27 protein-coding genes are annotated in these 26,264 nt (G+C 59.2%); 18 read left to right on the forward strand and 9 right to left on the reverse strand.

The genetic code is table 11. From position 1 onward, the window contains the following. Window positions 1–39 precede the first annotated feature (39 nt). A complete protein-coding gene (locus AC2AXP_RS02610) occupies window positions 40–975 on the forward strand; it encodes an aromatic alcohol reductase (protein WP_371901455.1) in 936 nt (311 codons plus the stop codon). Between the two features lie 27 nt (window positions 976–1,002). Here the strand turns inward: AC2AXP_RS02610 and yedA are convergent, their stop codons facing one another. The 4 genes from yedA to AC2AXP_RS02630 all read right to left on the reverse strand — a co-directional run bounded on the left by yedA (window position 1,003) and on the right by AC2AXP_RS02630 (window position 4,080). After that, window positions 1,003–1,914, reverse strand: a complete 912-nt coding sequence (gene yedA, locus AC2AXP_RS02615) for a drug/metabolite exporter YedA (RefSeq protein ID WP_004965498.1) — start codon at window positions 1,912–1,914, stop codon at window positions 1,003–1,005. A gap of 138 nt (window positions 1,915–2,052) precedes the next feature. Beyond that, window positions 2,053–2,547, reverse strand: a complete 495-nt coding sequence (locus AC2AXP_RS02620; protein ID WP_004965495.1) for a DUF2878 domain-containing protein — start codon at window positions 2,545–2,547, stop codon at window positions 2,053–2,055. Beyond that, window positions 2,544–3,311, reverse strand: a complete 768-nt coding sequence (locus AC2AXP_RS02625) for a MerR family transcriptional regulator (protein ID WP_039992327.1) — start codon at window positions 3,309–3,311, stop codon at window positions 2,544–2,546. The genes AC2AXP_RS02620 and AC2AXP_RS02625 overlap by 4 nt, the downstream gene beginning before the upstream one ends. A 115-nt stretch (window positions 3,312–3,426) precedes the next feature. Beyond that, a complete protein-coding gene (locus AC2AXP_RS02630; protein ID WP_004965492.1) occupies window positions 3,427–4,080 on the reverse strand; it encodes a helix-turn-helix transcriptional regulator in 654 nt (217 codons plus the stop codon). A 103-nt stretch (window positions 4,081–4,183) separates the two neighbouring features. Here AC2AXP_RS02630 and AC2AXP_RS02635 point away from each other — a divergent pair, with 103 nt between their 5' ends. From AC2AXP_RS02635 to AC2AXP_RS02660, 6 genes are all read left to right on the forward strand, one after another. Then, window positions 4,184–5,629 carry an MFS transporter gene (locus tag AC2AXP_RS02635; RefSeq protein WP_039992826.1) on the forward strand — a complete coding sequence of 482 codons (1,446 nt, stop codon included), beginning with the start codon at window positions 4,184–4,186 and terminating at the stop codon, window positions 5,627–5,629. Window positions 5,630–5,655: 26 nt separating this feature from the next. After that, entirely contained in the window at window positions 5,656–6,498 is an 843-nt protein-coding gene (locus AC2AXP_RS02640; protein WP_004965488.1) for an AraC family transcriptional regulator, read from the forward strand. A gap of 87 nt (window positions 6,499–6,585) precedes the next feature. After that, the gene (locus AC2AXP_RS02645; protein WP_039992326.1) at window positions 6,586–7,287 is read left to right on the forward strand and encodes an AzlC family ABC transporter permease; all 702 of its coding nucleotides are present in this window, start codon (window positions 6,586–6,588) and stop codon (window positions 7,285–7,287) included. Then, on the forward strand, window positions 7,284–7,598 hold the full coding sequence (locus AC2AXP_RS02650; RefSeq protein WP_004965484.1) for an AzlD domain-containing protein: 315 nt from the start codon (window positions 7,284–7,286) through the stop codon (window positions 7,596–7,598). The genes AC2AXP_RS02645 and AC2AXP_RS02650 overlap by 4 nt, the downstream gene beginning before the upstream one ends. Window positions 7,599–7,663: 65 nt before the next feature. Continuing rightward, window positions 7,664–8,233, forward strand: coding sequence for a helix-turn-helix domain-containing protein (locus tag AC2AXP_RS02655; protein ID WP_004965482.1), 570 nt, complete (start codon window positions 7,664–7,666; stop codon window positions 8,231–8,233). A 2-nt stretch (window positions 8,234–8,235) separates the two neighbouring features. Next, the gene (locus AC2AXP_RS02660) at window positions 8,236–8,754 is read left to right on the forward strand and encodes a GNAT family N-acetyltransferase (RefSeq protein WP_004965480.1); all 519 of its coding nucleotides are present in this window, start codon (window positions 8,236–8,238) and stop codon (window positions 8,752–8,754) included. 18 nt (window positions 8,755–8,772) lie between these two features. Here AC2AXP_RS02660 and AC2AXP_RS02665 read toward each other — a convergent pair whose 3' ends face one another. Further along, a complete protein-coding gene (locus tag AC2AXP_RS02665; protein ID WP_430298961.1) occupies window positions 8,773–9,615 on the reverse strand; it encodes a GNAT family N-acetyltransferase in 843 nt (280 codons plus the stop codon). Window positions 9,616–9,794: 179 nt separating this feature from the next. Further along, on the reverse strand, window positions 9,795–10,892 hold the full coding sequence (ompC, locus tag AC2AXP_RS02670; RefSeq protein WP_004965475.1) for a porin OmpC: 1,098 nt from the start codon (window positions 10,890–10,892) through the stop codon (window positions 9,795–9,797). Window positions 10,893–11,133: 241 nt separating this feature from the next. Here ompC and AC2AXP_RS02675 point away from each other — a divergent pair, with 241 nt between their 5' ends. The 4 genes from AC2AXP_RS02675 (at window position 11,134) to dinG (ending at window position 14,922) form a co-directional block, all read left to right on the forward strand. Then, a complete protein-coding gene (locus tag AC2AXP_RS02675) occupies window positions 11,134–11,787 on the forward strand; it encodes a glutathione S-transferase family protein (protein WP_004965473.1) in 654 nt (217 codons plus the stop codon). A gap of 109 nt (window positions 11,788–11,896) precedes the next feature. Further along, a complete protein-coding gene (locus AC2AXP_RS02680; protein WP_004965471.1) occupies window positions 11,897–12,229 on the forward strand; it encodes a carboxymuconolactone decarboxylase family protein in 333 nt (110 codons plus the stop codon). Between the two features lie 3 nt (window positions 12,230–12,232). After that, window positions 12,233–12,604 carry a tautomerase family protein gene (locus AC2AXP_RS02685; protein WP_371901457.1) on the forward strand — a complete coding sequence of 124 codons (372 nt, stop codon included), beginning with the start codon at window positions 12,233–12,235 and terminating at the stop codon, window positions 12,602–12,604. A 116-nt stretch (window positions 12,605–12,720) separates the two neighbouring features. Continuing rightward, the gene (gene dinG, locus AC2AXP_RS02690; RefSeq protein WP_004965467.1) at window positions 12,721–14,922 is read left to right on the forward strand and encodes an ATP-dependent DNA helicase DinG; all 2,202 of its coding nucleotides are present in this window, start codon (window positions 12,721–12,723) and stop codon (window positions 14,920–14,922) included. A gap of 3 nt (window positions 14,923–14,925) precedes the next feature. Here the strand turns inward: dinG and AC2AXP_RS02695 are convergent, their stop codons facing one another. Continuing rightward, on the reverse strand, window positions 14,926–15,357 hold the full coding sequence (locus tag AC2AXP_RS02695) for an Lrp/AsnC family transcriptional regulator (protein ID WP_004965465.1): 432 nt from the start codon (window positions 15,355–15,357) through the stop codon (window positions 14,926–14,928). Window positions 15,358–15,488: 131 nt separating this feature from the next. Here AC2AXP_RS02695 and AC2AXP_RS02700 point away from each other — a divergent pair, with 131 nt between their 5' ends. Both AC2AXP_RS02700 and AC2AXP_RS02705 read left to right on the forward strand, forming a co-directional pair. Then, window positions 15,489–16,433, forward strand: a complete 945-nt coding sequence (locus tag AC2AXP_RS02700) for a DMT family transporter (RefSeq protein WP_198772817.1) — start codon at window positions 15,489–15,491, stop codon at window positions 16,431–16,433. 36 nt (window positions 16,434–16,469) lie between these two features. Beyond that, window positions 16,470–17,096 carry a LysE family translocator gene (locus AC2AXP_RS02705; protein ID WP_004965461.1) on the forward strand — a complete coding sequence of 209 codons (627 nt, stop codon included), beginning with the start codon at window positions 16,470–16,472 and terminating at the stop codon, window positions 17,094–17,096. A gap of 19 nt (window positions 17,097–17,115) precedes the next feature. On the opposite strand, the gene AC2AXP_RS02710 is transcribed toward AC2AXP_RS02705, so the two are convergent. Beyond that, the gene (locus tag AC2AXP_RS02710; RefSeq protein WP_198772816.1) at window positions 17,116–17,730 is read right to left on the reverse strand and encodes a TetR/AcrR family transcriptional regulator; all 615 of its coding nucleotides are present in this window, start codon (window positions 17,728–17,730) and stop codon (window positions 17,116–17,118) included. A gap of 79 nt (window positions 17,731–17,809) precedes the next feature. On the opposite strand from AC2AXP_RS02710, the gene AC2AXP_RS02715 reads away from it, so the two are divergent. The 3 genes from AC2AXP_RS02715 (at window position 17,810) to AC2AXP_RS02725 (ending at window position 21,505) form a co-directional block, all read left to right on the forward strand. After that, window positions 17,810–18,415 carry an NAD(P)H-dependent oxidoreductase gene (locus tag AC2AXP_RS02715; protein WP_484381403.1) on the forward strand — a complete coding sequence of 202 codons (606 nt, stop codon included), beginning with the start codon at window positions 17,810–17,812 and terminating at the stop codon, window positions 18,413–18,415. Window positions 18,416–18,648: 233 nt separating this feature from the next. Next, window positions 18,649–19,602, forward strand: a complete 954-nt coding sequence (gene ybiB / locus AC2AXP_RS02720; protein WP_004965454.1) for a DNA-binding protein YbiB — start codon at window positions 18,649–18,651, stop codon at window positions 19,600–19,602. 49 nt (window positions 19,603–19,651) lie between these two features. Beyond that, window positions 19,652–21,505 carry a M3 family metallopeptidase gene (locus tag AC2AXP_RS02725; protein WP_039992325.1) on the forward strand — a complete coding sequence of 618 codons (1,854 nt, stop codon included), beginning with the start codon at window positions 19,652–19,654 and terminating at the stop codon, window positions 21,503–21,505. A 33-nt stretch (window positions 21,506–21,538) separates the two neighbouring features. Here the strand turns inward: AC2AXP_RS02725 and AC2AXP_RS02730 are convergent, their stop codons facing one another. Continuing rightward, a complete protein-coding gene (locus AC2AXP_RS02730) occupies window positions 21,539–22,174 on the reverse strand; it encodes a flavin reductase family protein (protein WP_004965449.1) in 636 nt (211 codons plus the stop codon). Window positions 22,175–22,291: 117 nt separating this feature from the next. Between AC2AXP_RS02730 and rlmF the strand changes: the two genes are divergently transcribed. Continuing rightward, on the forward strand, window positions 22,292–23,278 hold the full coding sequence (gene rlmF / locus AC2AXP_RS02735; protein ID WP_182646454.1) for a 23S rRNA (adenine(1618)-N(6))-methyltransferase RlmF: 987 nt from the start codon (window positions 22,292–22,294) through the stop codon (window positions 23,276–23,278). A 199-nt stretch (window positions 23,279–23,477) separates the two neighbouring features. Further along, window positions 23,478–26,093: an autotransporter outer membrane beta-barrel domain-containing protein gene (locus tag AC2AXP_RS02740; RefSeq protein ID WP_371901461.1), complete on the forward strand. Its 2,616-nt coding sequence runs from the start codon at window positions 23,478–23,480 to the stop codon at window positions 26,091–26,093. Window positions 26,094–26,264: the final 171 nt, after the last annotated feature.

Consider the following 26,264-nt stretch of genomic DNA (forward strand, 5'->3'; position numbering starts at 1 on the left):
TGGGTTGGCAGCATGAGGCCGCAATCACAGGAGGAGCATATGAACGATACCACGCAGCGTCAATGGCGCGACATACTGATTCTCGGCGCAGGTGAACTGGGAATGGCGGTGCTTGAGGGATTTGTCAAACAGCGCGAGATGCATCCGGAGATGCGCCTGAGCGTGTTGTTGCGGCCGGCATCGTTGCAGCGACAACAGGCCAGCGATCTGGCTCGACGCCGGCAATTGGCTGACTGGAATATTGCCATCGTTAGCGCTGATTTCAGCCGCCAATCAACGCAACAGTTGGCGCAGTGCTTTGCCGAGTATGATGCAGTGATCAACTGCAGTGGCTTCGTCGGCGGGCCCGGTACGCAGTTGAAGATCACCCGTGCGGTGCTGGCCGCCGGGGTCGGCCGTTATATCCCCTGGCAGTTTGGCGTTGATTATGACCGCATTGGCCAAGGCAGTGGGCAACCGGTGTGGGATGAACAACTGCAGGTGCGTGAGCTGTTACGCAGCCAGCAGCAAACACGCTGGGTTATCGTGTCGACCGGCATGTTTACCAGCTACCTGTTCGAGCCTGCTTTTGGGGTAGTAGATGTGCCGGCACGCCGGGTGCTTGCGCTCGGTGATGCGGATTATGCCTTGACTCTGACGACGCCGCAGGATATCGGCACCCTGACGGCGGCGATATTCTGTCATCGCCCCGAGTACCAAAACCAGGTGGTCTATGTTGCCGGCGATACCTTGAGCTACCGTCAACTGGCCGAGCTATTGAGCCGGCATTATCACCAGCGGTTTACCCTGGTGGTGGCGGAGCGGCAAACGCTGCGCGCGGCGGTTGATGCTCGTCCCGACGATAGCGCCGCCGCATATCGGCTGGCGTTTGCCCGCCCCGATGGCGTAGCCTGGCCGTTGTCGACCAGCTACAACGCGCGCCATGGCATTGCGCTCACTGACGTCAAGGATTGGCTGGTCGCCAATGCCCGCTGAATCAGGCGGCCTAGCGGCCGCTGTCGGTCACTCCAGCGATTCGACGCGGCTTGGGCGCTGGAACAGATACTTGCCCAGCGTCACCAGCACCACGGCGGAAACGATCACCAGCAGCGCCAGCCATTCGCGCAGTTCCAGCGTCTCGCCGGCGAAGCCGACGCCGAGCAGTACCGCCACCACCGGATTGACATAGGCGTAGCTGGTTGCTACCACCGGACGTACGTTTTTCAGCAGGAACATATAGGCGCTGATCGCCAGCATCGAGCCGAAAACAATCAGGTAGCCGAGTGCGAAAAAGCCGCCGGCGGTTGGCATGCTGGTCAAGCGCTCACCGCTGAGCTGGCTGACCAGCAGCAACACCGCTCCAGCCACCAGCATTTCGGCGGCGCCGGCCATCGGCCCGGCGGGCAGCGAAATGCGTGACCCGAGCACCGAGCCAAATGCCCAACTGGCGGAAGCCAGCAGGATCAGCAGCGCACCGGTGGGATTGCCAACCAGGTTATTGCCGGTGTTGAGCAGCACGATGCCTACCAGTCCGAGCACAATGCCGGCCCATTCCAGTTTGGTGTTGCGGATGCCCCAGAACATGCTGAAGCACAGGGTAAACAGCGGTACCGTCGCTACCATCACCGCCGCGATGCCGGAAGGCACCTCCTGATGCTCCGCCACGGTGACCAGGCCATTGCCGACCGCCAGCAACAGAATGCCGATAGCACCGGCGGAGAACCATTGTTTCAGCGTCGGCAAGGCATGGCCGCGCAGTGCCAGAAAGCCGAACAGAATAATGCCGGCGCTGAGATAACGGATGCCGGCCATCATCAATGGCGGCCAACTGGCGACCCCGATGCGAATAACGAAATAGGTCGATCCCCAGACTATATACAACGTAAACAGAGCGCCAATCAGCGGTAACAGACTACGACTTTGTTGACTCAACATGGGTTTTTATCGGTAGGCTAAAATAGTGGGAAGGGGGTTAGTAAACCCCAAGCGGCATGTAATAAGCAACGAATTTTATTGTTAAAATTTGGTAAAAACACGCCGATGGCAGCATAAAATCCGCGCAAGGTGTCGGCGTCAGCGCGCGGTGGATTGGCGCATCTGCGGCCAGCTTACCGCAGGCAGGTAAATGGCCCAGCCAATGGCCAGCACCAATAACATCAACTCGGGGGCCATCAGCGGCGTGATGGCGGTCAGTTTCCAGCTAATCAGAGCGCTGAGAGGGCCAAAGACTGCGCCAAATACCGCTACCGGCCAGCTCGCACTTCTTACCAGGCTCAACAACCAGCACCACCAGCAGCTAAAGGTCAGCCACAGCGCCATCATCCACAGCGGCACGCTGCCATGCCCGCTGAATTTCAACACCCCGGTGTAACACCAGACCGCGTCCATCGCGATACCGCCCAACGTTGCCAACAGCACCCACTTGCGGCGCGGCGCAGCGGTGAACATCAGGGACAAGGCCGCGCCCGCCAACAGTAGCGCTACCGTGGTGTCTCGGCTCAGCACTGCCAGCGCCCAGTAGGCGCCGAGGCCAAGCGTTGCCAACCAGAATCCGGCGTGCAGTCTCATGGCTGCTCCATCTCGGTCAATAACGCGCTGCTGCCGATCAGGGTAATATCCAGCCCGAGCTCCTGCCAGACGGCGAGCTGTTTGCGCTGCGGGGCGCTCAATGCCCCTTCGGCGCGCAGAAAATAGCGATCGGCCTTGAACAACTGCGGCTGCGGCTGCGCCAACGGCTCCGGCAGCAGATCGACCCGCATACCGGACTTGGCCAGAATGATCGCCTCCAGCCATAGCTCGGTGCGATCGGCGCTTGCTCCCCACGCCAGCAACAGTGCGTTCTGCCCCGGTTTTTTCCGCGCGGCGGTCATGCAAAACGCCGCATATTCGATGATGATGCCGTCTAGCAACGCGCGCAGGGATTGCAACAGGGGATTTGCCGCGCTCAACTGGGCACGCAACGGGCGCAGTACGTGGTCGATAAGCGCATTGACCGGATATTCGCGGCCCAATTCGTAGAGGCGGTTGCGCAGCGCGTTGGCCGCCGGCGCATGCAGCAGACCCATCAACTGCTGCTGCAGCAGAGCCCAGTTGGCCTGGCTGCTGGCCGGCGCATCACCGGCCAATAATGCCTTGACCTGGCTAACCGGTACGCCAAGGGCGATCCAGCTGATTATCGCGCGGATGCGCGCCACGTCGCTGTCATCAAACTGACGATGGCCGCCTTCGCTACGCTGCGGCTTTAACAGCCCATAACGGCGTTGCCAGGCGCGTAACGTCACCGGATTGATTCCGCACAGCTGCGCCACTTCGCCAATGCTGTAAACCGCCATTGCGTCTCCTCGTTGCATGCGCCACCGCAGGAAACAGGGTGACGAAAGGTAAACTTATACAACTCGCAACAGTGGTACAACTGCTTGGGTTCCTAATTCACCCGGTGGCGGCCGATTAAACGGGAGAAATGTGATAGGCACAGCGTCGCGCACCGGCAAGAATGTGTTCAACGCGTTCGACCTGCGCCCGTAGCACCTCGCTGAAAATACTCAGCTCGGTGCGACAGAAGCCTTGGCATACGCTGGCTGCCGCGCAGATCGGGCAGTGATTTTCCACCAGTTGGAAAGTTCCGTCCTGCAGTTGGCACCATTCGGCCATATAGCCTTCCCGGCAGCGGATGGCCGCCAGTCGCGCCACGCGTTCCTGTAGCGTGGCGGCCCCCACCATCGCCTGAATATAATTGATGCGGTTTTCCTGCTCGCGGCTTTCAATCAGCACATCCAGCGCGTTTTCCCCCAGCTTGTCGCGTACCGTGCGCAGTAGTTGCACCGTCAGTTCGGCATGGGTGTCCGGAAAGCGGGCGTCACCGGCCGGCGTGAGCTGCCACAGCTGTACCGGGCGGCCCACGCCGCGGGTTTCCGCCTTGGCTTCCACCAGCCCCTCTTTCGCCAGTTTGACGAACTGCTGGCGTGCGGCTTCGCCGGTGGTGCCGAGGGCTTTGCCTGCGTCGGATGCTTGTTGCGGGCCACGGGTTTTCAAGAGCTTCAATAAACGGTCGCTGACAGAATGTGCTGTGCATTCGCCATTTTCCAAGCTAATCCTTGACATATTTCACCGCCTCACCCTTAATTATTCCAAGTTAACACTTGTTAAATTTAACGCAATCTAACCTTTAACTCAATCACCGATACGCTGAAACGGAATGATAAACGTGATAACTGATGATGAAACTCGCTGGAGCGACCTGTTCTCCGGTAAAAACGCCGCCAGTGCCATTGCGCTGTCCCTCGGGGTGGCGCTGCATGCCGTCAACATTCTGGTGGCTACTACCATTTTGCCATCGGTGGTGCAGGATATCGGCGGGCTGAATCTGTATGCCTGGAACACCACGCTGTTCGTGGTGGCGTCGATTCTGGGTTCCGCCCTGTCGGCGCGGTTGCTGAGTGCTTACGGCGCCCGCAGCGCCTATCTGGTGGCGTCGCTGTTTTTCATCATCGGCGCGGCGTTGTGCGCGCTGGCACCGTCGATGCCGGTGATGCTGATTGGACGCACCGTGCAGGGGTTTGGCGGCGGCCTGATCTTTGCGCTGTCGTATGCGATGATCAATCTGGTGTTTCATCAATCGCTCTGGCCACGCGCCATGGCGCTGGTGTCCGCCATGTGGGGTATTGCGACGTTGATCGGGCCGGCGGTCGGCGGCATCTTTGCCGAGCTGCACGCCTGGCGCTGGGCATTCGGTATTCTGTTGCCGATCATGGTGCTCTATGCGGCGTTTACCTTCAGCATTCTGCCGAAGGGCAAAGCGCAGCAGGCGGCAGCACCGTTGCCGCTGGCGCAGTTGACACTGTTGGCGGCCTCGGTGTTGATCGTTTCGGCCGGCAGTCTGGCGAGCAACCTATGGGTCAACGTGGGCGGCATTGCGTTGGCACTGCTGCTAATGGCGTGGCTGTTGCGGCGTGAGGCGCATTCCCGCGCCCGCCTGCTGCCACAGGGCGCGCTGCGGCGTGGATCGACCCAGGCAGCGCTGTACCTGACCGTTTCGCTGTTGGTGGTCGGCATGACCAGCGAGATCTTCGTGCCGTATTTCCTGCAGATACTGCACGGCCAGTCACCGCTGATCGCCGGTTATATTGCCGCTACCATGGCCGCCGGCTGGACGCTGGCCGAAATCCTCAGTTCCGGTTGGCGCGGTGCGGGCATTCGCCGGGCGATTTTCAGCGGGCCGCTGCTGGTGATGGCAGGCTTGCTGGCATTGGGGCTGCTGATGCCGATCGCGTCTGGTGGTCACTGGACGACGCTGGCGCCGATCGTTATTGCATTGACGCTGGTCGGTTTTGGCATCGGCTTCGGCTGGCCGCATTTGCTGACGCGGATACTGCAGACGGCGCCGGAAAGCGACAGGGACATCGCCGGCGCGTCGATCACCACGGTACAACTGTTTGCCACCGCCTTCGGCGCCGCGCTGGCTGGCCTGATAGCCAACCTGGCAGGGCTGAACGTACCGGGTGGCAGCGCAGGCGCAAGCTCGGCCGCTCGCTGGCTGTTCCTGCTGTTTGCCCTGGCGCCATTGATGGCGGTCTATTCTGCCTGGCGTTGCGCCTATCTGCCGCACAACGCGAGCAATTTTGTACAAAACCCGACTTCCGACCAATGCTAGAATAGCTGGCATTGGCGGAGGTAACGATGACCAGGCAAGCCCAGGCGGGACGACAAGAACAAACGCACTTTATGCACCTCGATGAACTCGGTGGGCTGGAGGTATTGCAGGCCAGTTATCTGCGCCAGTCGTTTTCCCGTCACAGTCATGAAGGTTACTGCATTGGCGTTATCGACGATGGTGCGCAGCGATTCTACCGTTCCGGCGGCGAGCACGTAGCGCCGCACGGCAGCATCATTCTGGTGAATGCTGACGAAGTCCACACCGGCAGCTCGGCAGCAGAAAACGGCTGGGCCTACCAGGCGATGTATCCCACACCGGAACTGCTGGCCACTCTGGCGCGTGACCTGAAAACCAGCGGCGGCGGCGCGCCCCATTTCCCGCAGGCGGTGGTGCATGACGTTGGACTGGCGGAGCAACTGCGGCTGGCGTTTGGCCTGTTGCACGGTAAGGAAAACCGCCTGCTGAAGGAAACCATGCTGTTCTCCGCCTTGACCTGGCTAATGTTGCGCCATGGCAAAAGCCGCATTGAGCCGGCGGCGCAGAGCAGGGCGCAACGCCAGGTGGCACTGGTCAAGGCGTTGCTCGACGACTTTCCGGAGATTGACATCTCGCTGCTCGAACTGGCCGATCGAGTGGCGCTCAGCCCGTATTATCTGCTGCGCCAGTTTCAACGAGTTACCGGTTTGCCGCCGCATGCCTATCAGATCCAGGCGCGCTTGCGCAAAGCACGCGACATGTTAAAACGCGGGCATGGGGTGCTGGAAAGCGCACTGGCCTGCGGTTTTCACGATCAGAGCCATTTTCACCGCCATTTTCGTAAATCGATGGGCGTCACCCCCGGCGATTACGTCAATTCACTGCGCTAACTGCGCTAACTGCGCTAACTGCGCAACGGCGTGCAATACCGGCGCCGCCTCCATCACCTAGGCTGCTCTTTTTTGCCGGAGAGAGCCATGCACCATCCCGTTACACTGACACCTACGCCAATATTACGGCCTGCGTTACAGGGGGCGGTTGCGATGCTACCGCTGTGTCTGGCGGTGCTGCCCTGGGGCATGCTGGCCGGTTCGATGGCGATGCAAAGTGGCCTGACCGCCGCACAGGGGCTGGGCATGTCGGCCATCGTCTTTGCCGGTGCCTCGCAGTTGGTGGCGCTGGGCATGCTTAAAACCGGTGCCGGGTTGCTGGCGATCCTGGTTTCCACCTTTTTTATTACCGCACAGCATTTTCTCTATGCGCTGCGATTGCGAGACTGTGTTGCGCCTCTGCCGCTGCGTTGGCGACTGCTGTTGGGCTTTTTGCTCACCGACGAGCTGTTTGCCCTGACCGGCGAGCAAGGGCCGGCGCGTTTTAACCGCTGGTATGCGCTGGGTGCCGGGCTGACGTTTTATATTTGCTGGTTTTTGGCCACCTGGCTTGGGATCGCGGCTGCCAGCCTCGGCGACCTTGACGGTTACGGGCTGGATTTTTCCATTGCCGCCACCTTTATCGCCATCGTGGTTCCGCTGATCCGCACCTTGCCGATACTGGCCTGTTCGCTGAGCGCGCTATTGCTGTCGGTGGTGCTGCACCACTATCAAATCCCCGGCGCGCTGGTGATTGCCACCCTGACGGCAATGATGGTGGGGCTGCTCTGCAGTAAGGGGGCGCAATGATGGTGTGGCTAATTATCGTGCTGATGGCGCTGGTGGTGTTTTTCAACCGCTACTTTTTTCTGGCGCCGAGCCTGCGTTTGCGGCTGTCGGCACGCATGCATACGCTGCTGGGATTTTCGGTGCCGGCGGTGTTGAGTGCCATCTGTGGACCGATCGTGATGTACAGCGACGATCGCTGGCGCGGCGTGGCGGAAAATCCCTACCTCTGGGGCGCGCTGTTTGCGGTTATTCTGGCGTTCTTTCTACGCAATATGCTGCTGGTGGTGCTGTTCAGCATGCTGATTTTTATCACCCTGCGCGGGATGATGTGAAAATACGCTTGCAAATTCCCTTATTTGAGATAATTTCTCTTAATTGAGATGTTAAGGGGGTAAGCATGCAGCAGATACAGAACGACATTGACCAGCGCCTGGCGCAGCGGTTGGTGGCATTGCGCCAGCAACGGGGGTGGTCGCTGGAGGCATTGGCGCAGCAAACCGGCATCAGTCGTGCGACGCTGTCGCGCATTGAGCGCATGGAAACCAGCCCGACGGCGTCGCTGCTGAACACGCTGTGCGCGGCATATGGCCTGACCATGTCACGCTTGCTGAGCGAACTGGATAATGAGCCGCCGGAGTTGTTATCACGCCAACAGCAGCCGGTGTGGGTCGATCACGCCAGCGGATTTCATCGGCGTTCGGTGTCGCCGCCTACCGCGTTGTACCAGGCCGAATTTATCGAAGGTACATTACAGTCCGGCGCACGCATCGAGTACGACGCGCCGTCGATTCACGGTCTGGAACACCATCTGTGGATGATAGACGGCGAGCTGACGTTGACCCTCGACGCGCGGCCGTTTCGACTGCAGGCTGGAGATTGCCTGCGCTATCGCCTGACCGGCAGTTCGCAGTTTCACGCTACCGGCACACAGCCGGCCCATTACACCATTATCATTTGCAGGCCATAACCATGATTGACATTCAGCAATTGGACGCCGCCGCAGCGCAAGCGGCTATCCCCGATCTGGCACAGGTGCTGCACGCCAGCGTCTGGCAGGGCGCCAGCATTGGCTTTGTTACGCCGTTCAGCGTCGAGCAGGCGGCGGCATTTTGGCACGGCCTGCTGCCGGCGATCGCCAGCGGCGAGCGGTTGATGCTGGCGGCACGGGACGGGCAACGCATTGTCGGCACGGTGCAACTGCTGCTGGCGATGCCGGCTAATGGCGCCCACCGGGCGGAGATCGTCAAGCTGATGGTGCATCCGCAGGCGCGTCGTCAGGGCATCGCCCACCGTCTGATGCAGCAGGCCGAGCAATTGGCCATAACGCATCAGCGTCAGCTGTTGGTGTTGGATACCGTCAGCGATTCGCCGGCGGAGAGCCTGTACCGTCTGCTGGGGTTCCAGCTGGCAGGGCGCATCCCGCAGTATGCCCGTGCCAGCCTTGGCGATACGCTGGATGCGACCAGCTATATGTACAAATTGTTGTAGGTTGGCCGCCGGCGCTTTTCAGGGCACGCCGAGCGTTAGGGTCATTTCGCATTGCCGCAGCGGCTCCTCGCGCCAGCCGATACGGGTAAAGAAACCGGCTGCGCACTCCGGCACGTAGACGTTGGCCATTAGCGGCAAGGGCGCGTACTGGTGCTGCAACGCCTGCAGCAGCGCACGGCCATAGCCCTTGCCACGCAGCGCCTGCGGGACGTAAACCATACGCAGGGCGCATCGTTCGGCGCTGGGTGCCACCAGGGCGAACGCCTGCTGATGCAGGGTAAAGGCGCGCGATCCGCCCGCTAATTTGTACAGCGTTTCTGGGGCGATTAACCATGGTAATGACAGGATGTTGTCCGCAATCAGGCGGCGTGACAGCAGCAGTGGGTCGATCTCTTGCAGCGGTTGCGGAGGCGGCACGGCGTCGAGTGGCGCATGAAAACCGCGTAACGTGCCGCTGACGGCTAACCCGGCCTGTTGATACAGCGCCAGCGCCGCATGGTTACCGTCGATCACCTCGAGAGAAAGCTGCCGGTCGCCGCGTGCCCGCGCGTCGGTGATTAGACGCGCCATCAGCGCCTTGCCCAGCCCCTGACCGCGCATTTCGGGGCGAATCGACAGGGCGGCTATCCGGCTGTGGCGACCGCGACGGGCGATCAGCGCCAGGGCCACCGGCCGTTGGTGATAAGTGACCACCAGGCTGTGGTTCAGGCTGAGGTCTTCGGCGTGGAAACGACTGGCAAAGGCGATGCCCTCCATGGCAAACGGCACGATATAGTTTTCAAAACAGTGGGTAAGAATTTGCGCCAGCCGATCGCTGCTGTATCGCAGGGCAGTATGGTATTCAACTTCGGTGGCGTGCATGGAATGACTCCGGATGGCGACAGAAGCTATACATGTAGACCGGATTACCAGCGATGACAAGCCGCGTTGCCGACTGATGGCAGAAAACAAAAAAACCGGGCGCAGCCGCCCGGTAAAAGATGCATGAACAGGTTAATTAGCCGTAGCTAAAAATTGCAGTGGTGGTTATGCATGACGGTTTAGAACTGGTAAACCAGGCCTACGGCGACCACATCATCATCGGTCAGACCCAGTTTATTATCGCTATCAAGCTGGTTGATTTTATAATCCACGTAAGTAGACATGTTTTTATTAAAGTAATAATAGGCGCCAATATCGACATATTTAACCAGGTCTACGTCGCCGAGATTTTCAATATCCTTGCCTTTGGATTGCACATAGCCAATTGACGGACGCAGGCCGAAGTCGAATTGATATTGTGCTACCACTTCAAAGCCCTGGGCTTTATTGGCGAAGCCGCTGACTGAGGTCGCGGAACTGTTAATGGTGGCGGTGCCGGAAATGGGTACAATATTACGGCTTTCCGAGTAGGTCGCTGCCAGATAGACGTTGTTATTGTCGTACTTCACGCCGGCGGCCCAAATGTCGGCCTTATCGCCTTTGCCGAAGCTGCCCTGTTTCTGGGTTGTGGTGCGGTTGGACGAGGCATAGGCTGCACCGACGCTGAAGCCGTCGATGATTTCGTAGCTGGATGACAAGCCCCAACCGTCGCCGTTGGCCTTGCTGCTGGAGCGGCCGTCGTTTTCATTTTTGCCTTGGTACTGTACGGCAAACTTCAGGCCGTCGACCAGACCAAAGAAGTCATTGTTACGGTAGGTGGCGACGCCGTTGGTACGGCCGTTCATAAAGTTGTCGGTCTTGACGTAGGCGTCATCACCGAACTCCGGCAGCATATCGGTCCAGGCGCCGACGTCATAAATAATGCCGTAGTTGCGGCCATAATCGATAGAACCGACGTCTTTCAGTTTCAGACCGGCAAAGCCCAGACGGGTTTTGGTGTCCTTGGCGCTGTCAGATTCGGTATGGTTGGCGGAAATCTGGTATTCCCACTGGCCATAGCCGGTCAGTTGATCGTTGATTTGCGTGGCACCCTTAAAGCCAAAGCGGACGTAGGATTTGTCACCGTCGCTGCCAGCATCATCAGAAAAATAATGCAGCCCTTTGACTTTTCCGTACAGGTCGAGTTTATTTCCGTCTTTATTATAAATTTCTGCTGCGTACGTCGAAGGCGCGATCAAAAGTGCCGGAATAATAACGGCAAGAAGTTTCGTTTTCATATTTATCCCTGCTTTTCTCTATTAAAAGACGCTTATCATCAAGCTTATTTCTGTTAGGTTTGCTGTCGGATTTATCGCAGCGCAGAATTTTTACCAAGGTTGTGTGATGTATTTATGACAGAATATTTATTTCTATGTTGAATGATGAAAAAAACGCCGCCAAAGGCACGATTCGCTGCCGGACAAGGCCAAAACGGTGGTCTACAGTTAACGGTACGGTTTATTGGTCTGCGGAGGAATCATGCGTGAGGCTTATACATTACTCGGTTGCCGTGGTTGCGGTTCCACTATCGTTGCCGCCGCACTGGAATTGACCGGCTTTCCCTGGGGTTATGAAGAGGTCGACTACGATGTCGACAGCCCCGAACGTGACCGTCTGCTGGCGATGAACCCGTTGGGGCAGGTACCGACGCTGATCCTGCCGGACGACGAGATAATGACCGAAAGCGCGGCAATTATTCTGCTGCTGCATGACCGGGCGCCGCATGCCGAATTGGTGCCCGATGCCGGCGCGGCCATGTTACCGCGCTTTCTGCGTTGGCTGATGTTCATCAATTGCGCCATCTATCCGACCTTTACCTATGGCGACAACCCGGAAAAATGGCTGCCGAAAACCCGTCATCCGGAACGGCTGGAGGAGACCATCGGGCCGCACCGCGAACAGCTGTGGCGGGCGTTTGCCGCCGCCGCCAGCGATACGGGACCCTGGTTCCTCGGGCGCACCTTCAGCGCGTTGGATTTGTATATTGCGGTCATGTGCAATTGGCGTCCGGGACGCCGCTGGTTCGTTCAGCATTGCCCGCGGCTGGTGGCGATTGCCGAAAGGGTGGAGCAACTGCCGGAGTTGAATGCGCTGTTTCATGCGCACTTCGATCACGTCGCCCCGTTGGAGTAGTGGCGCATAATCGTCCTGTTTTTCTGAATCATTGGTGCTGAAAATACCGATTTTCCTCGCGGTCGGCGACGGGTAGCGTAAGGCTATCGATCACTGTCCGGAGGACATCATGCAGATGCAAAACACCCCTAACCCCCAATCAAGCGCCGGCCAACAGGCCTTTGGCGATATCGCACCCAAGCTGGCGCAGCTCAGCGATGCGGTGTTGTTCGATGACGTCTGGCAGCGGCCCGAACTGGGAGCGCGTGAGCGCAGTCTGATCACCGTGGCGGCGCTGGTGGCGCTTAATCGGCTGGAGCAACTGCCGTTCCATTTGCAGCTGGCGCAGCGCAACGGCGTCAGCCGTGAACAGTTGGCCGAGCTTATCACCCATCTGGCTTTTTATGCCGGCTGGCCGGCGGCGGCCTCGGCGGTAGCGCGCCTGCGCGAAATGGAGGAGTGAGCCATGCCGTTTACCCGCATCGCACTGCATAATGGTAAAACGCCGGCCTATCTGCGTACGCTGTCAGACTCGCTGCATCAGGCGCTGGTTGAAGCGTTCGAGGTGCCGCCGGACGACAGGTTTCAGGTTATTGACCAATATCGTCCCGGTGAACTGATTTATGATGCCCATTACCTTGGCGGGCCGCGCTCCGAGGATTACGTGCTGTTTTACATTACCGTGGGGCGGGCGCGTACTGCGGCGACCAAGCAGCGTTTCTACCAGCGACTGGCGGCGCTATTGCAGCAAAACCTGCAACTGTCGCCGCAGGATGTGATGGTGGTGGTGGTGAGCTCGCAGCGAGAAGACTGGTTATTTGGTCCCGATGATGTCTGAATCCCGCCACGATACGCGGGGCGCTGCGCAATATTGAACGCTGGGCGAGACGTGGGCTGACTGTACGCAGCGCTTGTGGGACAATAGCGCCATCATTTCGTTTAGATAAGAGTTGAATGGCGCTCTCTACCTCAGTTAAAACTCAGATCGGTCAGTGGTATAAAGCCCTGCAACAGCAAATACCGGATTTTATTTCCCGCGCGCCGCAACGGCAGATGATTGCCGAAGTGGCGAAAACCCTGGCCGGCGATTACCCGCGCCATCTGGCGATTGAAGCTCCGACCGGCGTGGGCAAAACCTTGTCGTATCTGATCCCCGGCATCGCCGTCGGGCGCGACGAAGGCAAGCCGTTGGTGGTCAGCACCGCTAACGTGGCATTGCAGGACCAGATCTTCAGCAAAGACCTGCCGCTGCTGAAGAAGATCATTCCCGATCTGAAATTCACCGGGGCGTTTGGCCGCCGGCGCTATGTGTGTCCACGCAATCTGGCGTCGATGAGTACCGACGTGGCCGAGCAGGGCGATTTGATGCTCTACCTGGATGACGACGAACGGCTGCCGTCCAATGGCGAAGAGCAGGCGCTGTGCCAGAAACTGTCCGCCTCGCTCAGCCGCCATCAGTGGGACGGCCTGCGCGATCACTACGCCCAGTCGATCGACGACACGCTGTGGGCCAAGCTGAGCACCGACAAGGTTAACTGCCTCGGGCGTAACTGCCATTATATTCGCGAATGCCCGTTTTACCTTGCCCGCAAGGAAATCGAAAGCGCCGACGTGGTGGTGGCCAACCATGCGTTAGTGATGGCGGCGCTGGAAAGCGAATCGGTGCTGCCGAATCCGAAAGAGCTGTTATTGGTGCTGGACGAGGGGCACCACCTGCCGGAGGTGGCGCGCGACGCGCTGGAAATTGAAGGCGAAATCACCGCGCTGTCGACCAATTTGCAACTTGATATGATCGTGCGTCAGGTGGAACAGTGCATGGTGCAGTACCGGCCGAAAAACCCGCCAGGCCTGTCGAATAGCGAACGCTTGAAGAACCACTGCGAAGAGCTGCGCGAACGGGTGCAGCTCTTCGAACACCAGGTGAGCGCCTACCTGCCGGGCGACGGCAGCGAGGCGGAATACCGTTTCGAGATGGGGGCGCTGCCGCCGGAGATGGTCGAGGCGAGCGCGCGGCTGTTCAAATTGACCGATGCGCTGCGTGGGCTGGCGGAATTTATTCTTAACGATCTGACCGAGCAGAGCGGCAAGCATGACATCGTGAGGCTGCATCGCGCCATTTTACAAATGAGTCGCACGCTGGGTTATCTGGAGGCGATGAGCAAACTGTGGAAGCTGGCCGCGCTGGAAAAATCCTCCAATGCACCGATTTCCAAATGGGTGACGCGCGAGCTGCGCGATAACGTCAGCCATCTGTATCTGCACTGCGTCGGTATTCGCGTCAGCGATCAGCTGGAAAAACTGCTGTGGCGCAATGTTCCGCACGTGGTGGTAACGTCGGCCACCCTGCGTTCGCTCAACAGCTTTGCGCGGCTGCAGGAGATGAGCGGGCTGAACGAAAAGGCCGGCGATCGCTTCGAAGTGCTGGCTTCGCCGTTTAACCACGTCGAGCAGGGCAAGATCGTCATTCCGCAAATGACGTTCGAACCGGCGATCGCCACCGAAGCGGAACATCTGGAGGAGATGGCGCGCTTCTTCCGAGCGCAGGTAGCTGGCGCGCAGCACAAGGGCATGCTGATCCTGTTCAGCAGCAACCGGGCGATGCAAACCTTCCTTGGCTACGTGACCGATCTGCGTCTGATGTTGCTGGTACAGGGCGATCAGCCACGCTATCGTTTGGTGGAAGAACACCGCAAGCGGGTGGAAAAAGGCGTGGCCAGCGTACTGGTCGGCCTGCAATCGTTCGCCGAAGGGCTGGATCTCAAGGGCGAGCTGCTGACTCAGGTGCATATCCACAAGATTGCGTTTCCCCCCATCGACAGCCCGGTGATCCTCACCGAAGGTGAATGGCTGAAAACCCTGAAACGTTATCCCTTTGAGGTGCAAAGCCTGCCCAGCGCGTCGTTTAATTTGATCCAGCAGGTCGGTCGATTAATCCGTAGCAACGAATGCCGCGGTGAAATCGTGATTTACGATCGCCGGCTGTTGACCAAGAGCTACGGCGCGCGCCTGCTGTCGGCGCTGCCGGTATTCCCGATAGAGCAGCGCGAGGTGCCGGAGGCTGACAAGGCGCATAAAGCGGCGCTGAAGTCGGTGGCCGAGGCGGCAAAAAAGCAGAAAAAAGCCGCCAATCCGTTTGCCCGACGCCGACGCCGCTGAGTATCACAGCGGCGGCAGGCGGCGTTTCACCGGCGTGGTTTTCACTATCGAGGTGTTGCTTTGCGCCCGTTCGGCCAGCCGATCGAGGATCTGGTCGAGCTGCTCCAGTGAGTGAGCCACCAGGCGCACGATAAAACAGTCTTCGCCGGTGACCTTGTCGCATTCGATCACCTCGGGCGTCTCGGCGATCATCTGTTCCACTTTCTTCAGCATGCCCGGCAGCGGCTTGACGCGCACCAGCGACTGGAACGCGTAGCCCAGCGCCGGCAGATTGACGTTCAGGGTGTAGCCCTGGATCACGCCGCTTTCTTCCAGCCGCCGCAACCGCTCCGAAGTGCTCGGCGACGACAGGCCCACTTTGGCGCTCAGCATCTTCAGCGACATGCGCGCATCCTCGGCCAGCAAGGCCAGCATTTGGCGATCGATATCGTCCATAGCGACTCCATTAGGTTAATTTAGGTAATTTCCTTCAATAAAAAGGAGTTTAAACGATAATGCCTTTTTTATGCCATGTATTGTCGGCAGAAATCGTTGCACACTATTTCCTCTGAACACGGGGGAACGAGATGAAGACAGAAATTAAACGCGGCTCGCTGGAGATGATTGCGGCGATGCTGATTTCCGGCAGCATTGGCTGGTTTGTGCTGATGTCGGGCCAGCCGGTGGTCAACGTGGTGTTTTGGCGCTGTGTGTTTGGCGCCGCGGTGCTGTTGGTGGTATGTGGGCTACGGGGACAACTGCGCCGCTCGACGTTGAACCGTGCCATATTGCTGACGGCGGTGGCGGGTGGTATTGCGTTGGTGATCAACTGGCTGCTGCTGTTTGCCGCCTATGCCTACGCCTCTATTTCCATCGCTACTGCGGTGTACAACACCCAACCGTTTATGCTGGTGGTATTGGCGGCGCTATTGCTCGGTGAAAAGCTGACGGCGCGTAAAATGCTGTGGCTGACGCTGGCGTTTATCGGCATGGCTCTGGTGGTACTGTCGCAACCAGGGCAGCAGAGCGAACAGCAACATTATCTGTTGGGCATTTTGCTGTCGCTTGGCGCGGCATTTTTCTATGCGCTGATGGCGCTGGCAGCCAAACGCCTGACCGGTACGCCGCCGCATGTGATTGCACTGATCCAGGTCAGCGTCGGCGCGCTGATGCTACTGCCGCTGGTGGACTTTGGGGTGGCAACCAGCGCTGGGCAATGGGGGCTCTTGATTACCCTGGGCGTGTTGCACACCGGCGTGATGTACGTATTGCTGTACGGCGGTATCCAGAAATTGCCGACCCACCTCACCGGTTCGCTGTCGTTTATTTATCCGCTTGCGGCCATGCTGGTCGACCGGTTTGCCTTCGGCCATCAACTGGTTGCGCTGCAACTGGCCGGGGCGACGCTGATCCTGCTGGCAGCGGCCGGAATGAATCTGCTGGGGGAGCGGCGGGCGCCAACCGCCTTGAGCACCGGGTGTAATAATTTGCCGTGTGGCTCTAGTAAAACGCCGCGTGCGGATTATGATTGAAGGCAACTTCCCCGCTGAATGATAAGGTAGCATCGAATGGACATTGCAACGCTGTTGCTGTTTTCCGCCGCCTGCCTGGCACTGGCCGTTACGCCAGGGCCGGATATGTTGTTGATCGCCTCGCGTAGTCTCAGCCAGGGGCGGCGCGCCGGCTTTGCCTCGCTGGCCGGTATCCAGCTTGGCACCTATTGCCACGCTCTGGCCGCCGCGCTTGGGTTGTCGCAGCTGTTTGTGGCGGTACCGCTGGCTTACGATGCGGTTCGCCTGTTGGGGGCGGCTTATCTGTTGTATCTGGCGTGGAAAACGCTGCGCACGGGCAGCAATTTGCAGGCCACCGCCGGCTTGCAGACGGTAGCGGTCGGGCGCATTTTGCAGCAAGGGCTGTGGACCAATATTCTTAATCCCAAAATGGCGCTGTTCGTGCTGGCATTGTTTCCGCAGTTTATCAATCCACAGGCCGGATCGGTGGTGGTGCAGATGCTACTGTTGGCGACGGTGCTGAACGTGATCGGCCTGGCGATCAATGGTGGCGTCATTTTGCTGATCGGCGGGATGAAAAGCCGCTTCGCCGGGCGGCAGTTCAGCGCTCGCTGGCCAAACTATCTGCTGAGCGGCGTGTTTGCCGGCCTGGCCTGCAAGCTGATTTTCGACAGTCGTAAATAAGCGCGGGGCGCATGGCGTCTCAGCTTCTTTCTACCAGCGCCACGATGGTGATGAGCAGCTCGCGTTTGGCTTCATCGGCGCTGATTTGCTGGCAGACCGCCGCGCAGGACAACGCTTCTGCCGCCCCCAGCATCGCCCATAACCCCGCGGCGGCAATCTGCTTGCCGCTGGCGAACGGCACCAGCATCTGCCGGCATTTTTCGATAAATGCCACTTCATAGGCGCGTTTGATCTTTTCAAGCTCCGGCGTACCGGCCAGCGCGGCGATAATGCCGGGGATCTCGCGTCCTTGCAGCAGCACGCAATCGACGTACGCGGTGGCAATCAGCGTGGCGCGGCCAATCAGCGTGGCTTCGCTGGCTTGTAATAGCTCATCAAACAGCGCGTTCTGGCGCGCGTCGAACTCTTGATACAACGCTGCCAACAGTCCAAGGCGCGTACCAAAGTGATCGTACACCACCGGTTTGGTTACGCCAGACTGCTCAGCAAGCCTGCCCAGCGACAGGTTTTCCGTTCCTTCCTGACCGATTATCTGCCATGCGGTATCCAAAAGTTGACGGTTGCGCTCCTCGCGTGACAGACGTTGCCGCGGCATTGCCGTGGCGGATTTTTGTTGCGTGGAAAATTTGGCCATTGCTAATATACCAATGGTAGGTTACTAATGGTATATAGTTTACGCCAGTTACTGAAGAACGGCAATCAGAGAGGTTAACATGCATTATCTTATCGTTACCGCACACCCGGTTCAGAGCTCGTTGACTCACGGCGTGGTGCAGCGCATCGCAGCGGGCATTGCCGAGGGCAGCCACAGCGTCGAGATCGCCGACTTGGCGGCGGAAGGGTTTGACCCGCGTTTTTCTACCGATGATATCAGCGCATTTCAATTACAGGCACCCATCCCGGCGGACGTGCTGGCCGAGCAGCAGCGTATCGATCGCGCCGACGCCGTGATACTGGTCTATCCGGTATATTGGTGGTCGATGCCAGGCCAGCTCAAGGGCTGGATCGATCGGGTGTTCACCAACGGCTGGGCGTATCAAGACGGTGGTGATGGCAAGGTGAAAAAGAAACTGTCGCATCTGCGGGTGCATCTGGCGGCGATTGGTGCCGCCGATCGGAGCACCTACGACCGCTATGGCTATACCAGCGCGATACAGACCCAGATCGATCACGGCATCTTTGATTATTGTGGTGCGCAGGTGGTGACGTCTGAACTGCTGCTGACGCCGGAGTTTCCGCATATCGAGGCGCTGCTGGCGTCGGCGCAGGCGCTGGGCAGCAAGATGGCTGGCGTCGCCCAGTCGCAGATGGCACTCTAGCGTTTCGCGATAATATTGCCTCGAATGCCGCGCTGGCCGGTGCATCGGCCAGCGCGCTGTACATTACCAGCCGCTGATGATTTTCCTCATCCACCACGAAGGAGGCGCGTTCAAAGGTCACTTCGCCCGCGCCGTCGATGCAAAACGAGCGTTGCCCCTGGCAGCGGCCATGAATGAGGTTGAGCACGCTCGCGGATAGGGTATGCTAAACAGACGCACCAGGGGAGGCCTGCATGGATTACACCAAAATTATCAAAGAAATAGGGCGTGGCAAAAATCACGCACGCGATCTGGATCAAGCGACGGCATTTGCGCTTTATCAGGCGATGCTGGCCGGCGAAGTACCGGAGCTGGAGCTGGGCGGCGTGCTGATCGCCATGCGCATCAAAGGAGAGGCCGAAGCCGAAATGCTCGGCTTTTACCAGGCGATGCAGCAGCAGGTGCTGCGGTTGCAAAAACCGCACGGTCGGCCGATGCCGGTGGTGTTGCCGAGCTACAACGGCGCGCGCAAGCAGGCCAACCTGACGCCACTGTTGGCGCTGCTACTGGCGCGCGTTGGCTTACCGGTGGTGGTGCACGGCGTGCTGGATGACAGCACGCGGGTCACCAGCGCCGAAATCTTCCAGGCGTTGGGAATCGACTGGTCGGAAAATGCTGCCGATGCCCAGCAGCGGCTGGAGAGCGGCGAGCCGGTGTTTATGCCGGTTGGTGCGTTGTCCGCCGCGCTCGATCGCCAGTTAAGCCTGCGCTGGCGCATGGGGGTACGCAACAGCGCCCATACGCTGGCCAAACTGGCGACGCCATTTGGCGATGCCGACGTGCTGCGCATCGCCAGCGTTTCGCACCCGGAATACGTGGGCCGCGTGGCGTCGTTTTTCCGCCAGATAGGCGCCCGCGGTTTGTTGATGCATGGCACCGAGGGCGAAGCCTACGCCAACCCGCTGCGTTGCCCGCAGATCCACTATATCGTCAATGGTGAGCAGCAGATTATGCTGGAACGCCCGGCGCAGGAAGCTGCGCCGCAGCTGCCGGCGGCCAGAGATGCTGAAACCACCGCGCGCTGGATGGAACGCTGTCTGGCCGGCGAGGTGGCTATTCCGGACGCCTTGGCGCGTCAGGTGGCCTGTTGTCTGCTGGCCAGTGGCGAAGTCGACACGTTCGAACAGGGGTTGGCACGCCTGGCATGATTGCCGGCGGCTATACTGATTGCTTTCATCGCGCAGCGGAAGGATGGTTATGCAACAGGCTCTCGACTATTTCAATCAATTGAACCAGGATTATTTGCGCGTTCACCAGACCAAGGAAGATCTGTTCTGGCAGAACTATATGGGGGTCGGCGCCGCAGACGTGTCGGCACGCTTTGCCGCTGCCGAAAGCGCCTATAAGCGTTTTATCGCCGAGCCGCGCCGTCTGTCGGCGATTCGGCAACTGCTGGCCGAACTGGAGGCGTTGCCGCCATCGCAGCAACGCCTGGCGTTGCAGCATGGGCTAAATGGCTGGCTGCGGTTCTTTGACTGTAACGTGATTGAGGATCCGCAGGCGCAGGCGTTGCTCGATCAGATCATTGCCGCCGAAGCCGATCTGTACGATCGCCGCAAAGGCCATCAGTTAACCCACCTGAATGCCAAAGGGCAGCGGGTGGCGGCGTCGCTGGGCGAGCTGCTGACCAACCAGGCCACCAACCAGAACGAAGAGTATCGCCGCAGTTCGCAAACCGCGCTGCGCGAGCTGGAGCAGTGGCTGCTGCATAACGGCCTGCCGGCGCTGATCGGGCTGCGCAATCGCTTTGCGCGCCAGATGGGCTATCGCAACTATTTTGATTACAAGGTGAACAAGACCGAACGCATGACGCCGGAGCAGCTGTTCGCCATTCTTGACCGTTTCGAGCAGCAAACCCGCGACGCCAATGCGCGCAGTCTGCAACAGCTGGCGGCGGAGAAAGGCGCACAGGCGCTGGAGCCGTGGAACCTGCGCTTTGCCAGCGCTGGCGATGTTACTCGCCAACTGGATCCGTATTTGCCGTTCGCTCTGTCGTTGGCGCGTTGGGTCGACAGTTTCAAGCGGCTGCATATCGGTTTTCGCGGCGCGCAAATGAACCTCGATCTGTTGGTGCGCGCCGGCAAGTATGAAAATGGCTTTATGCATGGCCCGCAGCCGCCGTTTTTCCTGCAGGGCGAGTGGCAGCCGGCCAGGCTCAATTTCACCAGTCTGGCGCAGCCGGGGCAGGTCGGTAGCGGCGCCCATGGCTTGAATACCCTGTTCCATGAGGGCGGGCACGCGGCGCACTTTGCCAATATCTGTCAAAACGCTCCCTGTTTCTCGCAGGAGTTCCCACCAACCTCGATGGCCTATGCCGAAACACAGTCGATGTTCTGCGACAGCCTGCTGGATGACGCAGACTGGCTGAAACGTTATGCCAAAAATTCCGCCGGTGAAACGGTGCCGGATGCGCTGATCAAGGCCAGCATTCAGGCACGTCAGCCGATGCGCGCTTTCAACGAGCGCCATATTTTGCTGGTGCCGTATTTTGAATGGGCGCTGTATCAATGGGATGAGGCACAGCTGACGCCAGAGGCGATTACCCAGCTGGCGCGCGACACCGAACAGAAAATCCTCGGTATCAGCGGCAGCCCGCGACCGACGCTGGCGATACCGCACCTGCTGTCGCTGGAATCGGCCTGCTCTTATCAGGGCTACCTGCTGGCGTTGATGGCGGTAGAACAGACGCGTCAGTTCTTCTTGCAGCGCGACGGCTATTTGACCGACAACCCGGCGATAGGCCCCGATCTGGCGCAGCACTATTGGCGGCCGGGCAATAGCGTCAGCCATGACGACACCTTGCGCAGCCTGACCGGTGAAGGCTTCAACCCGGATTATCTGGCCGCGGCCTGTAACCAGACGGTAGAACAGGCGTGGCTGGCGGCGCAGGCAACCATGGCGGCAGCGGCGCAGCGTCCGCAACCGGCAGCCGACTTTGACCTGGCAGCACGCATTCGGGTGGTAGACGGCGATGTGCTGCTGGCGGACAACGCCGACGGCGACCAGAAGATGTGCCAGGATTTTGCTGCCGCGATCGCCGCCCGGCTGTAGGTCGTTTGCCGCCGGCCGGCCCCGGCGCCAGGGTTATTTACGCGCGTCCGGTCGCACCAGATCGAAACGCTGCTGCTCAGAAATAGCGTAATACGCCGTCGGCCCACCGGCGCGCAGAATCGGCTGGGCAGCGGCGGTTTGATACAGGCCATGTTGATCCAGCAACGTGCGATCGATATGCACCGCCACTACTTCCCCCAGCACCAGCCAGGTTTCCACCTGCTCGCCGGCCGCCGTTTGCAACTGGATGCACTGGCTCAGTCGGCATTCAAAGTGGACCGGGCTTTCCGCCACCCGATCGACCGCGACCTTGCGACCCGGCAGCGGCGTGACGCCGGCAAAGGCAAACTCATCCCCGTCGCGCGGTAGCGACGCCGAGCTGTTGTTCATTGCTTCCGCCAACGGGCGGGTGGCGAGGTTCCAGACGAATTCGCCGGTTTCGACGATGTTCGCCACGCTGTCCTTCCAGCCAGAGCTGGCGAAGCCGATGATCGGCGGGCGATAGTTGAAGCAGTTAAAGAAACTGTACGGCGCCAGATTGCGTTGTCCGGCGGCGCTGACGGACGAGATCCAGCCGATCGGCCGAGGCCCGACGATGGCATTCAGCGGATCGTGCGGCAAGCCATGCCCGGCGGCCGGCTCATAGTAGTAATGCGTTTCACTGCTCATAGCGTCCCTTGTCCTGGTAAACGAAGCTTTTATTCTGACCGGTTTGTCACAGGCTGCAAGTTTGGTCGGGGGATATGTTATCTTATGCGCCAGAACCCGCCAGCAAGAGTCAGTCAGGTGCAAAAAAAGAAAACCTTCCCGCAGCAGAAAAAAGGCCTGCATCCCCGTAACCGCCACCGTTCCCGCTACGACTTCCCGGCGTTGATCGCCAGTTGTCCAGCGCTGGCGCCGTTTGTCAAAGCCAACGAATGGGGCGATGAGTCGGTGGATTTTGCCGATCCGGCTGCGGTGAAAATGCTTAACCGCGCACTATTACAGCATTTTTACGGTATTGAGCATTGGGATATTCCTGCCGATTACCTGTGTCCGCCGATCCCTGGGCGTGCGGATTATCTGCACCATCTGGCGGATCTGCTGGCGACCAGCAACGGCGGCGAGATCCCGCGCGGCAAGAGCGTGGCGATCCTCGACGTTGGCGTGGGCGCCAATTGCATTTATCCGATCGTCGGTCTGCGTGAGTACGGTTGGCGTTTTACCGGTTCGGAAATCGATCCGGTTTCGCTGAACTCGGCCAAAATGATCGTGGCGATGAATCCGACGTTGAAAAACAGCGTGCGCTTGCGGTTACAAAAACAGCCGACACGCATTTTTGACGGCATTATCGGCGTTGCCGAGCGTTTTGATGCCACGCTGTGCAACCCGCCGTTCCACGCCTCCGAACAGGAAGCACGCGCCAGCACCCGGTTGAAGCTGCATAAATTGGGCAAGGGCAACGTGGCGGATAAACCGGTGCAGAACTTTGGCGGCAAGAATAATGAACTATGGTGTGACGGCGGCGAAGAAGCCTTCGTGCGCAGCATGGTGGAAGAAAGCGTCGCCAAGGCAAAAAACTGCCTGTGGTTTACTTCGTTGATCTCAAAAAACACCACGCTGCCGTCGATTTACCACGCGCTGAAGCTGGCCGGTGCCCAACAGGTTCGTACCATCGAAATGGCCCAGGGGCAGAAAATCAGCCGCTTCGTCGCCTGGACATTCCACGACGCTGAACAGCAAGCAGCCTGGGCTGCCGAACGCTGGCAAAACGCCCCGCTAGCGCAGGGCTAATCAACCAGTCTGGGAGGCAACTCCCAGACTGGTCTTTTGCTGTCACCGTTTGGTTGACAGAATGCTTAACGGTTCCTTAACTGTATCCATACCTACAATACGCCTTTCCAGCAGTGTGCAGCGTCTCCGTTTATGCCGCAGGAGACAGGATCACGGCGCCTGACGCCGCGTTGCTACCCTTCACATAGCGAGAGTTCCCATGACTTCTTTATCAACGCAGAAAGAGGTTGGCGCATTGATTATCGGCATTTATGGCCGACAGCCGACGCTGGCCGAAATCAACCAGCTTGATAGCCAATACGATCTTGGCAGCCTGCCGCCCGCCTATATTGCCACGGTTCTGATGAGTCAACCCGACGCCGACTGGATGAACGGGCAAAGTGATTTTGACATTCTCAGCACGGTCTATAGCTCGATTTACCAGCAACCCGCCGATGCTGATTACATTAATTCCTTGCTCGAAATGGGGCATTTTAACGCCGCCGTCGCCAGCGTGGTGATGGATCTGTTTAATTATCTGGGCGATGACCCGGCGCTGCTGGCGCAGCAGCAGACGCTGGAACAGCAGATTGACGATGCGCTGTTCCCGAACGATCTGCCGGGCAGTCTGTATCAGGAGCAGGTCGCCGCGGTTTTCCTGGCGGTGCCCGAACGCGCAATTGATGCCGGTTCGCTCGATCATTGGAGCAACACGCTGGCATCGGGCGAAATGAACTACCATCAGTTGATTGGCGCATTGCTGGCGACGCCGGAGTTTCAGCAGCAGATCGGCGATTTGCAGGGTGACGCGTTTATTCAGCATATCTATCAGGCCGTGCACGGGCGTGCGGCGAACGCCGAGCAACTGGCGGTGTACCGCGAGCTGGGAGATGACCAGGCACTGATCGTACAGCGGGTGGTGGAGGATCTGCGCGGCGCCGACTCGCCCGATGCGGTCACGCAGCATGAGCAATGGCAGTTCGCCCGTGATATCGGCAACAGCCTGACCTATAAAAGTACCGCTTCGCTCAGCACCAGCGAGGACGGTGGCAATGCCTACGGCACGGTGAACAGCCACAGCGGCCATAGCTTGAGCGATGCGGAAACCGCAGTGCTGTACCGCGTCTTTCTTGACGCCGATGCGGCGGTATCGGTGGATCTCAGCTATGCCTATCAACTGTCGTCGCTGACCGTCAACGGCAGCAGCGCCGCCAATATTACGCTGCATAACAATCAGTATGTGAATTATGGCGTCGACATTATCCTCAACAATGCCAATGTCACGCTTAACGGCGCTTACGGCGACGATACGCTACAGATTAGCGCACTGGCGCAGCTCAACGACGCGAGCGGTAATTTCTTGCTCAACAACGGTAATGACCGCTTGCTGTGGGCCGGCAACGGTGATGGCGGCGCCAACCAGGTCGGGGCTGAATTGAGCGCCGACGGCGGCGCGGGGCGCGACGTGCTGTCCGCCAATCTGATCGTCAAATCGATCGCCAGTATCGATCTGTGGGGCGCACGGGTGACCACCATCGACAGTAACGTGGACAATTTCCGCCATTTTGAGCAGTTGGATATGGCCGGCTACATCGGCCAGGCGGAGGCCACGCTGCAACGCATCAACTGGAGCGGCAGCAAAACCGACAGCGTGGCCACCCAGGCCCATGTGTTCGACTATGGTTTGTTGACCGGCAATGCCACGGCAGAAGGCAGCCGTGGCGGTTATGTGATTCAGCATACGCTGCCGGAGGATCTCGGCAGTGCAGGACTGTTGCTGTCGGGCAAGGCGGATAACGTCAAGGTGATCAATGCCAGCGCAGCCGCCGGTAAGCTGGAGATCGACAGCGTCGGCAACCAGGCTGACAGTCTGTTGCAGATCGATTTTCTGGCCAACGCGCTCAACCGCTTTGAGGTGCTGTTCTCCGGCGGCAACAATGCCGGTACGCTGGTGCTCAACAGCAGCGGCGATGACAATCCGCTTAGCCAGATTGCCATTACCACCGGGGCCTGGCGCAGCGGCGAGCTGACGCTGGCGGGCGATAATCAGCAGGTACGGGAAATTATCCTCGACGGCAAGGCTGCCCTGACGCTGCACCTGTCTGACGGCTACGACAATCTGGCGCTAGTCGATGCCTCGGCGTTCGATCGTAATGCGCTCAATCTGACAGCCAGTGACGGCGGTAGCGGAGACGGTATGCTGATTCAAATGCTGGACTTGCTACCGTTAAGCGATAGCGCGCAGGCGGCGCTGGCGCCGATATTGACCGATCTTGGCCTGCACGGGGAGCAATTGCTGGTGAGGGGCGGCGACGGCGACGATCGGTTCAGCGTTGCCGGGGATACCTCCCTCGTCGGCGGCGGCGGTAATAACAGTTTCTCTCTGCAATCCAGCACCGCCGAATCCGGCGTAACGCTGCGCGATTTTTCGCTATCCAGCGGCAGTATCAGCGATGCCTTATCCAACCTGCGTTTCTCGACGCAAAGCGGTAGCGCGTTGACGGATTATGGCGTCAGTGACGCGCAGGACATTGAAGCGCGGATTGGTGTATTGAGTGAACAACCGCTCAGTGCCAGCGCGCTGTTGGCTGCACTGCTGGATCTGGAGCAGCCCGGCGCGCTCAGCGCCAAAGTGGGCATCAGCAGCGTGCTGGGGGAGGTAAGCAGCAGCTACCTGATTGTCGATAACAATGACAATCAGGCGCTGGACGCGGCGGACAGCGTCATCATGTTGCAGGGACTGGAACACCAGGCGCTGCTTGATGGATTGCACTATGCGCCGCAGCAGTTGGCGATAAATGGCGTTGCCGACCCGTCAAGCGATCTGGCGGCGTAGCCCGCCAGCCGTAACCATGGTGCCGGCGCGCTGTCGGCATCATGTCGCTGACCCTCAGTTACCTGTTGACGGGGCGCGCCATCACGGCGGCGCAGGCTGCGCAATGGAGGGAGGGCTCGGCCGCGGCCTGCGCAAATAAATAGTTTGTCGGTCCCTTTTCTTTTTTCTGCT

The sequence above is a fragment of the Serratia sp. Sp408 genome (genome assembly GCF_057180665.1).